Origin of the sequence: Streptomyces sp. NPDC052016, assembly GCF_044548445.1 — a bacterium.
GTDB lineage: Bacteria > Actinomycetota > Actinomycetes > Streptomycetales > Streptomycetaceae > Streptomyces.
The window spans coordinates 133,963-148,196 of sequence record NZ_JBIUBX010000008.1; the positions used below are offsets into that span (position 1 = coordinate 133,963).

Annotated in this window: 16 protein-coding genes; 5 read left to right on the top strand and 11 right to left on the bottom strand. The window is 70.5% G+C overall.

The window, feature by feature from the left end; genetic code table 11:
- Position 1: 1 nt before the first annotated feature.
- The 5 genes from ACIHAR_RS12535 to ACIHAR_RS12555 all read right to left on the bottom strand — a co-directional run bounded on the left by ACIHAR_RS12535 (position 2) and on the right by ACIHAR_RS12555 (position 5,878).
- Complete coding sequence (locus ACIHAR_RS12535) at positions 2-1,057, bottom strand: iron-siderophore ABC transporter substrate-binding protein (protein ID WP_400019009.1); 1,056 nt, start codon at positions 1,055-1,057, stop codon at positions 2-4.
- 89 nt (positions 1,058-1,146) lie between these two features.
- Entirely contained in the window at positions 1,147-2,013 is an 867-nt protein-coding gene (locus ACIHAR_RS12540) for an ABC transporter ATP-binding protein (protein ID WP_365466780.1), read from the bottom strand.
- 57 nt (positions 2,014-2,070) lie between these two features.
- Positions 2,071-3,132: an iron chelate uptake ABC transporter family permease subunit gene (locus ACIHAR_RS12545; RefSeq protein WP_365466744.1), complete on the bottom strand. Its 1,062-nt coding sequence runs from the start codon at positions 3,130-3,132 to the stop codon at positions 2,071-2,073.
- Positions 3,129-4,187, bottom strand: a complete 1,059-nt coding sequence (locus tag ACIHAR_RS12550) for an iron ABC transporter permease (protein WP_365466742.1) — start codon at positions 4,185-4,187, stop codon at positions 3,129-3,131. The genes ACIHAR_RS12545 and ACIHAR_RS12550 overlap by 4 nt, the downstream gene beginning before the upstream one ends.
- Before the next feature lie 335 nt (positions 4,188-4,522).
- Positions 4,523-5,878, bottom strand: a complete 1,356-nt coding sequence (locus tag ACIHAR_RS12555; protein ID WP_400019012.1) for a lysine N(6)-hydroxylase/L-ornithine N(5)-oxygenase family protein — start codon at positions 5,876-5,878, stop codon at positions 4,523-4,525.
- Positions 5,879-6,129: 251 nt separating this feature from the next.
- Between ACIHAR_RS12555 and ACIHAR_RS12560 the strand changes: the two genes are divergently transcribed.
- From ACIHAR_RS12560 to ACIHAR_RS12575, 4 genes are all read left to right on the top strand, one after another.
- On the top strand, positions 6,130-7,077 hold the full coding sequence (locus tag ACIHAR_RS12560) for a methionyl-tRNA formyltransferase (protein WP_400019014.1): 948 nt from the start codon (positions 6,130-6,132) through the stop codon (positions 7,075-7,077).
- 257 nt (positions 7,078-7,334) lie between these two features.
- Positions 7,335-7,535: a hypothetical protein gene (locus tag ACIHAR_RS12565; protein ID WP_365466736.1), complete on the top strand. Its 201-nt coding sequence runs from the start codon at positions 7,335-7,337 to the stop codon at positions 7,533-7,535.
- 124 nt (positions 7,536-7,659) lie between these two features.
- Complete coding sequence (locus tag ACIHAR_RS12570) at positions 7,660-8,073, top strand: SRPBCC family protein (RefSeq protein WP_365466734.1); 414 nt, start codon at positions 7,660-7,662, stop codon at positions 8,071-8,073.
- Between the two features lie 15 nt (positions 8,074-8,088).
- Positions 8,089-8,397 (top strand): hypothetical protein, encoded by a 309-nt coding sequence (locus ACIHAR_RS12575; protein WP_400019017.1) that lies wholly within the window; start codon positions 8,089-8,091, stop codon positions 8,395-8,397.
- Positions 8,398-8,500: 103 nt separating this feature from the next.
- Here the strand turns inward: ACIHAR_RS12575 and ACIHAR_RS12580 are convergent, their stop codons facing one another.
- Positions 8,501-8,845 carry a helix-turn-helix transcriptional regulator gene (locus tag ACIHAR_RS12580; protein WP_365466730.1) on the bottom strand — a complete coding sequence of 115 codons (345 nt, stop codon included), beginning with the start codon at positions 8,843-8,845 and terminating at the stop codon, positions 8,501-8,503.
- 152 nt (positions 8,846-8,997) lie between these two features.
- Between ACIHAR_RS12580 and ACIHAR_RS12585 the strand changes: the two genes are divergently transcribed.
- Positions 8,998-9,975: a zinc-binding alcohol dehydrogenase family protein gene (locus ACIHAR_RS12585; protein WP_400019020.1), complete on the top strand. Its 978-nt coding sequence runs from the start codon at positions 8,998-9,000 to the stop codon at positions 9,973-9,975.
- A gap of 249 nt (positions 9,976-10,224) precedes the next feature.
- Here the strand turns inward: ACIHAR_RS12585 and ACIHAR_RS12590 are convergent, their stop codons facing one another.
- The 5 genes from ACIHAR_RS12590 to ACIHAR_RS12610 all read right to left on the bottom strand — a co-directional run bounded on the left by ACIHAR_RS12590 (position 10,225) and on the right by ACIHAR_RS12610 (position 14,195).
- Entirely contained in the window at positions 10,225-11,262 is a 1,038-nt protein-coding gene (locus tag ACIHAR_RS12590; protein WP_365466727.1) for a PP2C family protein-serine/threonine phosphatase, read from the bottom strand.
- Positions 11,263-11,489: 227 nt separating this feature from the next.
- Positions 11,490-11,948, bottom strand: a complete 459-nt coding sequence (locus tag ACIHAR_RS12595) for a Fur family transcriptional regulator (RefSeq protein WP_365466725.1) — start codon at positions 11,946-11,948, stop codon at positions 11,490-11,492.
- Positions 11,945-12,358, bottom strand: a complete 414-nt coding sequence (locus tag ACIHAR_RS12600; RefSeq protein WP_400019023.1) for an ATP-binding protein — start codon at positions 12,356-12,358, stop codon at positions 11,945-11,947. Before ACIHAR_RS12600 ends, ACIHAR_RS12595 begins: the two co-directional genes overlap by 4 nt.
- Positions 12,359-12,673: 315 nt before the next feature.
- Positions 12,674-12,910 (bottom strand): fibronectin type III-like domain-contianing protein, encoded by a 237-nt coding sequence (locus ACIHAR_RS12605; protein ID WP_400019025.1) that lies wholly within the window; start codon positions 12,908-12,910, stop codon positions 12,674-12,676.
- Between the two features lie 367 nt (positions 12,911-13,277).
- Positions 13,278-14,195: a LysR family transcriptional regulator gene (locus tag ACIHAR_RS12610; RefSeq protein WP_400019027.1), complete on the bottom strand. Its 918-nt coding sequence runs from the start codon at positions 14,193-14,195 to the stop codon at positions 13,278-13,280.
- Between the last annotated feature and the right edge of the window lie 39 nt (positions 14,196-14,234).

Consider the following 14,234-nt stretch of genomic DNA (forward strand, 5'->3'; position numbering starts at 1 on the left):
CCTACTCGACCGACTTGACGAGCTCGTCGATCGCGTACGGCATGGACAGCAGGGTGCCCTGGGAGATGGCCGCGCCCACCGCCGGGCCCTCGCTGTCCAGCAGGTACGACACCTTGCCGTTCTTCACGGCGTCCAGGTTGGCGAACAGCTCGAACTTCTTCAGCGCGTCCGTGTCCGCCTTGTCGTTGATGACGAAGATGCGGTCGACGTCGACCAGGTCGATGCGCTCGGGGGAGAGCGTGGTGTAGAAGCTGCCGTCCGCGATCTTGTCGATCTCGGTCTGGTACTTGAAGCCGATGCCCGTCACCAGCCGTCCGCGCACGTCGGTGGAGGTGAACGGCGCCACCGAGTCCTTGTACCAGGACAGCGCGACGGCGGTCTGGTTCGCGAGCTCGGGGTGCCCCTTCTTGGCCGCGTCCAGCCGGCCCTGGATGTCGGCCACCATCTTCTGGCCTTCCTCGGCCTTGCCGAGGGCCTTGGCGATGTGCAGCGCGTTGTCCTGCCAGGGCGCGCTGAAGGGCTCCTTCTCGGTCTTGGTGCGGCCCACCGTCGGGGCGATCTTGGAGAGCTTGTCGTAGGCGGCCTGGTCGATCTCGGAGTACACCGCGATGATCAGGTCCGGCCGCAGGGCGGCGATCTTCTCGTAGTTGGGGCCGGAGTCACCGTTCTTCATGATGACCTCGGGCTGGGTGTCGCCCCACTTCTCCTTCACCCAGGGCCACTGGGTGTTGATGTCGGGGGTCTGGCCCGCGGGGTTCGGGTACTGGTCGACCATGCCGACCGGCTTGATGCCGAACGCCAGGATGGTCTGGTCGTCCGTGTAGCCGACGGAGACGACCCGCTGGGGAGCCTTGGCGATCTTCGTGGATCCGAAGGCGTGCTCCACCGTGACCGGGAAGACGCCGGCGGCGGAAGCCGAGGCGTTGTCAGCCGACTTGTCGTCGTCCGCCGAGTCGGAACCGCATCCGGCGAGGAGCCCCACGCCGAGGGTCGCGGCCGACAGCATCGTCGCGATCCGCCGCCAGGGCCTCATGAGGGTCGTTCGATGGAGGAGCATCCGCAATCCCTTGCTCTCGCACTGTCCGCTGCGCCTCGTTCTAAGGGCACGCAAACCCTACCCACAAAAATGAGGTAAGCCTAGCCTAACTACCTTTTTGGGCTGGGGAGTTCGGGCTGGACATGCGTGCGACCGATCGGCACGATGAGCGGCCGGTCGCCCACCGGGTCCGCGATCACCTGGGCGCGCAGTCCGAACGCCTCACGCAGCAGCTCCGCGGTGATGACGTCACGCGGGTGCCCCTGCGCCAGGATCGACCCCGCCCGCATCACGATGAGGTTGTCGCTGTACCGCGTGGCCAGGTTGAGGTCGTGCAGCACCATGACCACGGTGCATCCGGACTCGTGCAGGTCGTCCACCAGGTCGAGCACGTCGATCGCGTGCGCCAGGTCCAGATAGGTGGTCGGCTCGTCCAGGAGCAGCAGGTCGGTGCCCTGAGCCAGCGTCATCGAGATCCACACGCGCTGACGCTGTCCGCCCGACAGCGCGTCGACCGGGCGGTCGGCCAGGTCGGAGACCCCGGTCATGGCCAGCGCGCGTTCCACGACGGCGGCGTCGTCCGACGACCACTGCCGCAGCCAACTCTGGTGCGGGTGACGGCCCCTGGCGACCAGGTCGGCCACCGTCAGCCCCTCCGGCGCGACCGGCGCCTGCGGCAGCAGGCCGAGCTTCTTCGCCACGTCCCTGGTCCTGAGCCTGCCGATGTCCTCGCCGTCCAGCACGACCGTCCCCCTGGCCGGCTTGAGCAGCCGCGACAGGGTCCGCAACAGGGTCGACTTTCCACAGCCGTTGGGACCGATGATCGTGGTGATCACCCCTGGCGGGATCGCCACGTCCAGATCGTCGATGACGACCCGTCCGCCGTACCCGACCGTGACGCCCCTGGCTACCAGTCGTGAGACGTCGTCGGTCCCGGATTCGGTCCCGGATGTGGTCCCGGACTTGGTCCCGGTCATGTGCTGAGCGACCACGAGGCCCCCCTTTTATTTAGGTGTGCCTAACTTTTGTACCAGCTATCTGAGGTTCGCCCGCACCAGCAGGTAGACGAGGAAGGGGCCGCCGATCGCGGCGGTGACCACGCCGACCGGAAGCGTGATCGGCAGTGCCGTGCGCGCGACCAGGTCCGAGCCGATCAGCAGCAACGCCCCCACCACCGCCGAGGCGGCCATCGGGGGCGTCGGGCACCTCACCAGCCGCATCGCCACCTGCGGCGCCACCAGCGCGACGAACGGCACCGGGCCCGCCGCGCTCACCGCCACACCGGCCAGCAGCACCGCGCACAGCAGCATGACCGCCCGCACCGTCGCGTACCGGACGCCCAGGCCCGCGGCGATCTCGTCGCCGAAGTGCATCGGCCTGAACTGGAAGGCGACACCGGACACGACGACCAGGAGGACGAGCGTGCCCCAGAGCGCCACGGAGACCTCGTCCCACGAGCGGTCGTCCAGCGAGCCGACCAGCCACGCCTGGGCCCGGGCCACGTCCCTGATGTCGGCGGTGACCAGCAGCCAGGTCGTGAGCGCCTCCATCACGGCACTCACCGAGATGCCGATGAGGATGAGGCGGAAGCCGTCGACTCCGCGCCGCCACGCCAGGAAGTACACCAGGAGACCCGTGCCGAGACCGCCCGCGAGCGCCGCCGCGGACAGGCCCACGGCGTCGACGATCGCCGCGGCGGTTCCGCCCGAGACCGTCACCAGGAACACCGAGACCGCGCTCGCACCGCTGGTGATTCCCAGAATGTCCGGGCTGGCCAGGGGATTTCGGGCGATCGACTGGGTGATCGCCCCGGACACCCCCAGCGCGATCCCCACGACGAGCCCGGCCAGGGCACGCGGCATCCGCAAATCCATGATCACGAACTCGTCGACCTGCTCGCCCCGGCCGAAGATCGTGGCGATCACCTGGGGCAGGCCGATGGGGAAGTCCCCGACGCCGATGGACAGGCAGAACACCAGGAAGGTCGCCGTCGCGAGCAACAGCGTGACGCACACCATCCAGGGCCGCCACACGAACGACACGCGGCCGAGTCGCACACCCGGCGCCACCGCCGGCTTCACATCTGTCCCGTTCATGCGTTCCTGAACTTTCCGCGCCACACCAGAATCGCGAAGAACGGGGCGCCGAGGAGGGCGACGACGACGCCCGCGTCCAACTCGCTCGGCCGTACCACCAGGCGCCCGACGATGTCGCAGACCAGGAGGACGACAGCTCCGAGCAGGCCCGCGTACGGCACCAGCCAGCGATAGTCCGGCCCGGTCAGATACCGGGCCACGTGGGCCACCATGAGCCCGAGAAACGCGATGGGGCCGCAGGCGGCCGTCGCCGCGCCCGCCAGCAGGGTGATGGCCACGATGCCGACGGTCCGGCTCAGCGCGACGTTCACTCCCAGCCCGCGCGCGACGTCCTCACCGAGGTTGAGCAGATTGATGGCGGGCAGTGTGGTGAGCGCCAGCACCAGCCCGACCGCGATGAAGGCGGTCACCGGCCAGATGACGTCGAAGCCGACACCGGCCACGGAACCCGCGTTCCAGAAGCGCAGGGCGTTGAGCGCCGCCTTGTCCGACAGCGCGACCGCCGTGGTCATCGCCGCCAGGAACACGGCGACCCCTTGCCCGGCCAGGGCGAGCGTCAACGGGTTGCCGGCCCCCCGGCCGATGCTCGCCAGCCCGAACACCACGACACCGGCGATCGCCGCCCCGAGGAAGGCGAACCAGACGTACTGGAACGGGTTGGTGTACCCGAACAGAGAGATCGCCGCCACCACGGCGAACGAGGCGCCGGTGTTCACTCCCAGCAGGCCCGTGTCGGCGATCGGGTTGCGCGTGTACCCCTGGATCAACGCTCCGCCGATGCCCAGCGCGACGCCCGCCACGATCGCGAGCACGGTCCGGGGCACCCGGACGGTCTGCACGATGAGCCTGATCTCGGTGAGCCTCTGGTCGGGGTCCGGCGCCGCGAACAGCCCGTGCCACACCTCGGCGGGACTCAGCGCGCGCGCACCGACGGCCAACGAGAGGGCCGCCACCGCGACGAGGGTCACCACAAGCGTGCCCAGACCCCCAACCCGCCGTCGCCGGGCCTCCGTTGAGCCCCTGGGCGCGGGGCGCTCCACTGCAGTCATGCCCATGTCGACGTACGTTATCCCTTTGATCCGGTGGGGCGGTTCGGCCGACGGGGCTCCTGACGCCCGGGAACGGCACCGGAGCGCTGCCCGGCCCGGCCGGCGCCGGCGTCGTGCGCCGGTCCGGCGTGACCGCCCGCCGCGGCTCCCGCAGGGTCGTCGTGTTGCCGTACCCGTGCTCGACCGGGGAGCGAGGGGCTGGCGAACCCCGCCGGCACAGGACGCGTACCAGTGGACACGGATGTTCCTTTCACGGGGTTGCGCACAGCGTCGCCGCGCCTGCCGGGTGCCATACCACCAGGCCGGGCGCGGCAGTATGGTGCGATCCGCTGAACCGGGGGCTAGCGAGCGGTGCTGCCGATTCCGTCGGCGACCGGCCGGGCCTCGTCGGAAGCGGACTTGACGCCCCGGCCGAGGAGCGACTCGAGGATCTCACCGACCCTGATGGCGGTGTTGGAGAGCAGCGACGACGTGATGCCGTGCGTGTGCTCCGTCCCACCCTGCAGGTAGATGCCGCACCGCAGGCCGGGCTCGGTCACGATGCGGTAGTCCCGTTCGACGCGGACGCGGCCCTGGTCGTCGCGGAGGCAGTGATCCGCGACTTCGCCGAGCAGGCCGAGCGGGTCGGCGGGGCTGTATCCGGTGGCGAGGACCACGACGTCCGCGTCCAGGGTCGTCTCCTCCCCGGTGACCAGGGACCTCACGGTGGCGCGGACCTTGTCCGGCGTCTCCTTGACGTCGGCGAGCCGGGACACGTTGAGGAAGCGCAGCCGCTCGGTGCCGAGGACCTTCTCCTGGTACATCTGCCGGTACAGGTCGTCGATCAGGTCGATGTCCACCACGGAGTAGTTGGTGTTGCCGTGGTAGTCCATCAGCCGGCGTTTCACGCTCTCGGGCGCGGCGAAGTACTCGTCGACCGCCGCCGGGTCGAAGATCCGGTTGGCGAAGGCGCTGTCGTCGGCCGGGCTGTAGCCGTAGCGGGAGAAGACGGCGCAGACCTCGGCCTGCGGAAAACGGCGGTGCAGGTAGGCGACGTTCTCGGCGGCGCTCTGCCCCGCGCCCACGACGATGAACCGGGAGGGCGAGGTGCCCTCCAACGCGTCGACCCTCGCCAGCAGTTCGGAGTTGTGCCAGACACGGTCGCCGCGCTCCACGCCCTCCGGCATGAGGGGACGCAGCCCCGTGCCGATGACGAGGTTGCGGGCGCGGTGGACCACGAGGCCCTCCCCCGAGCGGACGGTCACCTCCAGGTGCTCCACGGCGCCGTCACGGACGACGGGCGCGACGCCGACGACCTCGTGGCCGTAGGAGACCATGTCCTCGACCTTGGCCGCGGCCCACTCGAAGTACTCGTGGAACTCCACCCGCAGCGGGAAGAGGTTCTTGTGGTTGATGAAGTCGATCAGCCGTCCCTTGTTCTTCAGGTAGCAGAGGAAGCTGAACTCGCTGGCCGGGTTCCGGAGCGTCACCAGGTCCTTGAGAAAGGACACCTGCATGGTCGCGTCGTCGATCAGCATCCCCCGGTGCCAGCCGAACCGCGGCTGCTGCTCGAAGAAGTGGGCGTCGATCGCCTCCTGCCTGCCGACGCGCGCGTTGTGCTCGCTGAGTGCGATCGCCATGGCCACGTTGGACGGTCCGAAGCCGATGCCGATGAGGTCGCGTACCAGAGATGCGTCGCCAGGATGGTCCTGTGACATGTCACTCCCATCGTGCGGGGCAGCCCTTGTCGGGCGCTGGAAGTACGGGAGAAGGGCACGCTGCCGCGAACCCGCAGAACTTAGGGAAGCCTAAGCTTATCCTGTGAGCCTGTCGATGGGGCGAAACGGACATCTGACGGACGACGACATTTGACGGAGCGTCAAGATCCGTTCCTGCGTGCGCCATTGCAACCTTAGGTAAGCCTTGCTTTACTTGGCGGCGGCCATTCCCTGCCCAGAGGAGGAACCCCATGCGGGTCGTCATGTTCGGCTATCAGACCTGGGGCCACCGCACACTGCAGGCCCTCCTGGACTCCGAGCACGACGTGGTGATGGTCGTGACGCACCCCAAGAGCGAGCACGTGTACGAGAGGATCTGGAGCGACTCGGTCGCCGATCTGGCCGAGGAGCACGGCATTCCCGTCCTGCTGCGCAACCGGCCCGACGACGAGGAGCTCTTCGAGCGTCTCAAGGACGCCGACCCGGACATCATCGTCGCCAACAACTGGCGCACCTGGATCCCCCCGCGCATCTACGGCCTTCCGCGCCACGGCACGCTGAACGTCCACGACTCGCTCCTGCCGAAGTACGCCGGCTTCTCCCCCCTGATCTGGGCCCTCATCAACGGCGAGTCCGAAGTGGGCGTCACCGCGCACCTCATGGACGAGGAACTCGACGCCGGTGACATCGTCCTCCAGCAGGCCGTCCCGGTCGGGCCGACGGACACGGCGACCGATCTCTTCCACAAGACCGTCGACCTCATCGCCCCCGTCACCACCGGCGCCCTCGGGCTGATCGCCTCGGGACGGACCGAGTTCACCAAGCAGGACCGCTCCCAGGCCAGCTTCTTCCACAAGCGGTCCGTCGAGGACAGCCGCATCGACTGGACCTGGCCCGCCGAGGACCTGGAGCGCCTCGTACGCGCACAGTCCGCCCCCTACCCGAGCGCCTTCACCTTCCACCGGGGCAAGCGCCTGGAGGTCCTCTCCGCGGTGGTGTCGAAGGGCCGCTACGGCGGGACACCCGGCCGGGTCTTCTACCGCGAGGGCGACGGCGTGGTGATCGTCGCCGGGGCCGACGCCCGGACCGGCCGCAACCACGGCCTGGCCATCACGCGGGTGCGGACGGAGGACGGACGGGAGTTGGGGGCGACCGAGTACTTCACCTCCATGGGCGGCTACCTCACCGGCCACCCCTGACAGACCGGGCCCCCGCGCACGCGGCGTGGCCTCTTCGACGTGTCGGCCCCGGTACGGTCCCGGGGCCGACACTCCACGACCGGGCGACCGGGAACGCGGCGTGAGCGGCGCCCCGGCTCCTCCCAAGATCCGCACAGCGCGTGCGGTGCACCTATCCTGGTCGGGGAACCTGTAGGCGCCACACACCCCGGCGGGGCGCCCCGGCTCCACATCCCCGCTGCTCCTGCTCGTCCGCGGGGGGCGACATGAAAGTGGAAATGATCCAACGGGCGGCCAACGTACTGTTCGAGGTCCCGTACGAGGTGCACGAGGAGATCATCGCGCTGATCAGTGCCGTGGCCGCCGACCAGGAGGCGCGGGTCTCGGATCTGGCCGCGGTGTTCGGCGACTGGTGCTGGCTCGTGTACACCCGCCATGGTGACGTGATCGAAGTGCTGGACGTCGGCTGCGCCCGGTGACATCGCCGGGACGGCCCCGACCATGTCCCGGTCGGCGACGGCGGTGTCCCCGCCGGAGGATTACGTGCGGGCAGGCCGGGAACGCGTTCCGCAGTACGACCCCCGAGGCGAGGCGGTACACGTGATGACCGAGTACGAACGTTCACGCACGATGCCCGCACAGCCCGAGCACGTCTTCGACCAGGCCGCGAACATCGACCAGCTGGACACCTGGCTGCCGGAGGCCCTGCACGTGGAGGCCGAGGAACTGCCCGCCGTCACCGTGCACGAGGACCGCACCGACGAGGACACCTCGGCTCTGTTGCGTGCCCAGCGCGACCAGATGCGGCTCGAGTGGGGCACCCGGGAGCAGGGGAGTTACGCCGGATGGCTCCAGGTCGCCGGCATCGACGCCGGAGCCAGTGAGGTGACGGTGCACCTGTCGTTCTTCGACGACAGCCACGACCCCGGCGAGCAGATCGTCCGCGACGCCTTGGACGCCAGTCTGCGCCGCCTGGAGGAGCAGGTACGGCTGCGCGTCGACCATGCGGCCGGCTGACCGGCGGTGCGCGCCGTGGCACGCGTCAAGCAGTACGCCGTCGCCGCGTCGGGACAGTGGACCGACGAGGAGGAGGGACGCCGCCGCCTGCCCGCCGGCGAGGTGCACGCCTGGGAGCCGGGCCGGAACGAGACCGTCTGCGGGCTGTCCCTCAGCCGCTCCCAGCTGACCCGCTTCCCGCACGTCACCTGGCCCGACACCTTCCCGGAGTCCGGCGGCGCGGCGGACCGGGTGCGGCGCCAGTGCCCGCGCTGCGCCTCCGTCGCCGGACGCCGTGGCCAGGACGCACGCCCACGGTGGCGCCGCACGAACCCGCGGCCGTGACCACCGGCCCGGCACACGCCACCTGCTCAGTGGTCGCCACCTGTTCTCTGGTCGCCGCCTGTTCCATCGTGGTGGGCTGATGCACCTAGCTGGGCGTTAGGCGTCAGCCGGCGTCGTCGGAGCGGAGGACCAGGTCGAGCAGCCCGGGGAAGCGCGCGTCGAACTCCTCGCGGCGCAGCCGGTTGACCCGCTTGGCCCCCTCGTCACGCTGTTCGACCAGTCCGGCGCCACGCAGGACGGAGAAGTGGTGGCTGAGCGCCGCTTTGCCGACCGGCACGTCGAAACTGCCGCAGCTGCGCGTCCAGTCGGCGGAGCCCGCCAGCTCGCGGATGAGCTGCACGCGCACGGGGTCGGCGACCGCGGACAGCGCCGTCAGGACGGGGACGTCCTCGGGATCGGTGTGGACCGGCGCCGCACGATGACTGCCACCCGCAGCCTGGTTCGACATGACCTCTCCCCGTCCCGCGTGCCCCGCGCCGGGTCACCCCAGCGGGACAGCCCGACCGCTTGCCTGGTGTTCGACGAATATCTTACAGTCCGGGTGTTCGCTCTCCGTCGAACACTCCACAGGCCACACTCCACCGAAGGACGGGTCCGCCGATGCGCGCAGTCGAGTTCCGAGAGTACGGCGGCCCCGAGGTGCTGCAGCTCGTGCAGGCCGAGACCCCCGAGCCGGGGCCGGGCCAGGTGACCATCGACGCCGCCTGGGCGGGCGTGAACTTCGCGGACCTCAAGGCGCGTGCCGAGGGCTACCGCGTGACATCGCTGCCCTACCGCCCGGGCCTGGAGGTCTCCGGACGGATCCGGGCGGTAGGCCAGGGCGTCGACCGGTTGCGGCCGGGGCAGGAAGTCGCCGCCCTCGTCGGCAGCGGCGCCTACGCGGAGGTGGTCGTCGCCGAGGCCGCGACGGTCTTCCCGCTCCCCGAAGGGCTCGACCTGCGGACCGCGGCGACGCTGCCCACCGTGGTGCCGACCGCCCACGCGCTGCTCCACGAGGTGGGCCGACTGCGCGCCGGCGAGACCGTGCTGGTCCACGGCGCGGCGGGGGGCATCGGCACGGTGGCCGGACAGCTGGCCCGGGCGGCGGGCGCCGGCGCGGTGTACGGCGTGGTCTCCTCCACGGCCAAGGCCGAGCACGCCTTCGAGCACGGATACGACGAAGTGTTCACCGCCGACGCCTTCCCCGACGACGTCCGCCGGGCGACCGGCGGCAGGGGCGTCGACCTGGTCCTCGACCCGGTGGGCGGCGACACCCTGCGCCGAGGCCTCGGCGCGCTGTCCGTCTTCGGCCGCCTGGTGTCCTTCGGCAACGCCGGCGGGGCCGAGCCGTGGCATGTCGGGCAGCCCGAGCTGTACGCACAGGGCCGTTCCGTCGCGGGCTTCTCCATCCTGGCTCTCGCGCAGTCGGCGCCGGAGGCGCTGCGGTCGCTCGCCGAGCGTGCCTTCCGCACGGTCACCGACGACACCGTGACCCTTCCCGTGACCGCGGAGTTCCCGCTGTCGGACGCGGCCGGGGCCCATCAACTGATGGGTGGGCGCACGTCGACGGGCAAGCTGCTGCTGCGCGTCGCCGACTGAGCGGGGGCGTCATGGCCGTGCGGGCAGGCGGCCGGGCTCGACGACCCGCTTCATGACGAGGGTGGAGCTCACCCCCGCAAGCGAGCCGGGCGAAGGACTGCCAGGGCTGCGCCCCCTCGTGGACCTCAGGTCAAGTGGTGGCGACCTGGCGGAATGCGCCGGCGATTTCGATCACGGCGACCTCCCCCGCCCCGCTCCATGGCTGCACACCGGTGACGCGGGCCCGCGCGGGTCACCCCGGAGGTCGCGCTACTGCTCCGGAGCGCCGGTGTGCCGACGGCGCACGGCGAGGGCCGCGATGTCGTCGTCGAGCCTTCCGTCCGCGTAGTGGAGCAGGTCCGCGTGCAGCCGGTCCAGCAGCTCACGGGGCGGCGCCTGGTTGTGCTGCCGCGCCCAGTCCGCCAGCGGGAAGAACTCGCCGGCTCGGTCCCGGGTCTCCGTCACGCCGTCGGTGTAGAGCAGCATCTGGTCGCCCGGGGCGAAGGCGACGGTGTCCACGTAGTAGTGGTCTCCGAGGAGCGCCGAGAGATTGAGGGGAGTCGAGGCGAGGGAGGGCTCGAGAACGTGGATGTCCCCGCCGCGCACGAACACCGGGGGCGGGTGCCCGCAGTTGAGAATGCTGACGTGCCCGCTGCCGTGCGGAATCTCGGCGATCAAGGCGGTGGCGAAGTGCTCCGACTGGTCATCAGCGGGGACCGCCGCGCTGTAGCGGGAGATGGTGATCTGGAGCCGGCGGATGACGGCCCGGAGGTCGGGCTGGTCGTACGCGTTCTCCCGGAAGCAGTTGATCACCGCGGAGGCGGCCCCCACCGCCGACAGGCCCTTGCCGCGCACGTCGCCGATGAGCAGCCGGACTCCGTACGGCGTGTCGGCGGCCTCGTAGAAGTCGCCTCCGATCCGGGCCTGCTCCTGGGCCGCCAGGTACAGCGACTCGATCTCGACGTCCTGGACCCGGTGCGGCAGCGGCCGCAGCAGTACCTTCTGAGCCGCGTCGGCGACGAGCCGGACCTGGAAGAGCGTCTCCTCGCGCTGGAGTCGCAGATGGCTCGCGTACGCGGCCGCCAAGGTGACGGCGATGATCGCGGCGGCCGTGTACGGCGTCCCCAGATCGGAGTAGACGAAACTGAGGCCGATCATGATCAGCAGGCAGAACGCCCCCAGCAGGACCGTCGGGAGCACGGGCCACAATGCTGCGGCGAGGGCGGGCGCCGCGGGCAGCAGGCGGCTGAAGGCGATCTCCCTCGGCGTGGAGAACGCCAGGCCCGCGATGAGCACGGTGACGATCACCGGTGACAGCAGGACGGCTTGCCGCTGGCCACCGTACGGACGATGGCGACGCCTCAACCTTCCCGAGCTGATCACAAAAGGGATCCTATCGGGATGATGCGGACATCGTTCCGTGGCAGCCATCTACTCGTGTCCGGCGATCAGCCGCTTCCACGGTTCCCCGGCACGGCCGGACGGCGGTGCACGGGTCTTCCTCGCACGTCGTGCGGCCCCTGGGACGCGTTCCGTCAGGAAACCGGCGCCGCGGCCCGGCAGTCGGGGCACAGACCCCAGAACGTGACCGCAGCCTCCTGGGTGTCGTACTCCTCCGGCAGCCGTGGCTCCATGCAGGGCGCCGCACCCACCGTGCACTCCACGTCGCGGATGGAACCGCACGCGCGGCACACGAAGTGGTGGTGGTTGTCGTGGCGCTCGGTCTCGAAGCGGGTGGGGTGACCCGGGATCTGGGTGGATCGGATCAGTCCGGCGTCCGTGAGGGCGCGCAGCACGTTGTAGGTGGCCTGCAAGGAAAGCCGGCCGGTGATCCGCTGAGCCCGCTCACGCAGAGTGTCGGCGTCGAGATGATCGCCCGAGTCGGAGACGGCCATCAGCACGGCCATGCGCGGAGCGGTCACCCGCATACCCGCGGTACGCAGTCGTTCGGCGGCCAGCGCCATCGGTTCTTCGACCGTGCCGGAGGTCGTCATGCCGCCTCTCCCTTCCCCTCACCGTCGAGACGGGGTGCACAGGGGTCGTCACCGGAGAGCTCGAACCACACGCTCTTGCCCTCGGGCCCGCCCTCACAGCCCCACCGCGCGGCCAGCATGTCCACGAGGGTGAGTCCGCGACCGCACTCGTCCTCCGGGCCCGCGTCGGTCGGGCGGGGAAGGTCCGCGGTGCCGTCGCTGACCAGACAGCGAAGATCGGACACTCGCTCGAGGGTGAGGCGGATCGGGCCGGAGGCATGACGCAGTGCATTGCTCACCAGTTCGCTGACCAGCAGCTCGGCGGTCGGCACGAGATCGTCCAGACCCCACTGCGGCAGTACGTCGCGTATGACGGTCCTCGCCGAGGAGCACGCGGTCGGCGACCACGGCAGGACCCAGGGCCCGCCCACGAACGATTCCACGCGGGTCCCGGCCGACGCACCGGACGGCAGGGCGGTAGCCGATCGCTGAGGGCCGGGGACGGCCACACGGGCGATCGTTCCACCCGGGAGGACTTCCCGGGGAGCTGTGCGATCCATGAGAGCGCGCTTTCGGGGACGGTTGCAATCTCCCTTACGAAGGTACGCCTTTTCTTGAATCGGTCAAGTCTGTGGATGCGCCCCTTTTTCCGGATTCCGCACAGTTTCTTGGGCACGCCGGCCCGCGACGGCGGCGTGACGCCCCTTCACCGGGCAGGGGCGTCACGCACGGGGTGCCCAGGATGGTCAGCCGATGGTCAGGGTCCTCCGGGCAGTGAAGGACCGGGACGAACGCGCCGTCGCGAAGGTGTACGCGCCGGATACGAGGGTCCAGCTGCCCGCCTTCCAGACGGCGAGGTCCTGCGCGGGGACGGTGAGGCGGAGCCGCCGGGATGCCGCCGGTGGGAGTGTGACCTTCCGGAAGGCGACCAGGCGGCGCGGTTCCGCCGCTGCCGCGCTGGGCAACGTGGCGTACACCTGCACGATCTCGGTGCCCTGGCGCCGGCCGGTGCTGGTGACGGTGACGGCGAGGGTGACGTTCCGCGCCGCCGGATCGGAGGTGGCGTCGAGGGAGCCGTGGGCGAAGGCGGTGCGGCGGGAAGAGGCATGGCGGCACTCCAGGCGCGCGGAGGACGGTGGCGCCCCGAGGTGGGTGAGTGCCGCTGCCGGGCCGAGCTCGCCGCACGGGCGCGTGACGTGTCACCACTGTGCGGCGTGGGCGCCGGTCTTCCCACCCCTCACGCCATTCGCGTTCCGGATGGCCCGATCCACACCGTGGATGGCGCGTTGCTCCTCCGCGACGACTCCCGATGTGAACCGGCCGGCGCCGGAACGGCCTCCCCGGCCCCGGTCACCCCTCGGGAGCGTCGGCCAGTCGCCTGCCGACCCGGGCAGCCGTCTCGCGCAACCAGATGTGGGCGGCGTCGTGCGTGTGGACCGGGTGCCACCACAGTGCCTCCCGCAGCGGGACCGCCTCGTACGGGGGCTCCATGACGCGTACGGCGGCGAGCGGCTCCAGGAGTTCGGCCAGGCGGGCCTGGACCAGGGCGATGCGCCGCGTGCCGGCGACCAGCAGGGGCAGCAGCTGGAAGCTGTCGACGGAGACCTCGACGCGCGGTTCGATGCCGAGCATGCCGAGCTGGCGAACGGCGGGGGCGTCGTAGGTGCGCTGGTAGGTGACCCACGGCAGGCGGGCGAGGTCGTGGCGGGTGAGCCGGTCGTCGACGCTGGGGTGGTCGTCGGCGACGAGGAAGACCCAGCGGTCGTCGTAGAGGTCGGTGGCGGGGAAGGCGCTGATGACGCCGTGCGGCATGAGCAGGCCGTCGGTGGCGCTGAGCAGGGTGACGGTGTCGTCGACCACGGTGGTCGGGGTCTGCGCGAAGCGCAGCCGGATGCCGGGGGCCTCCTCGTGGACGACGCGGGCGAGTTCGGTGCCGAAGACGGCGACGGCGTAGTCGGAGGCGATCAGCCGGAACTCGCGGCTCTCCTTGGCCGGGTCGAAGTCGGCCTGGCTGGCGAAGAGGCGTTCCAGCAGGTCGTAGGCGGTGGCGGTGCGGTCGAGGAGGACCTGACCGAGAGCGGTGAGTTCGTAGTGGCCGCCGACGCGGGCGAGGAGGTCGTCGTCGAAGTGGCGGCGCAGCCGGGCCAGGGCCGCGCTCATCGCGGGCTGGCTGAGCCCGACCCGCTGCCCGGCCCGGGTGACGTTGCGCTCCTCCAGCAGGGCGCGCAGGGCGACGACGAGGTTGAGGTCGAGGCGGGCCAGGTTCACGGGTCTTCCCCTTGCTGTACGGCGCTGACCAGGAGCGAA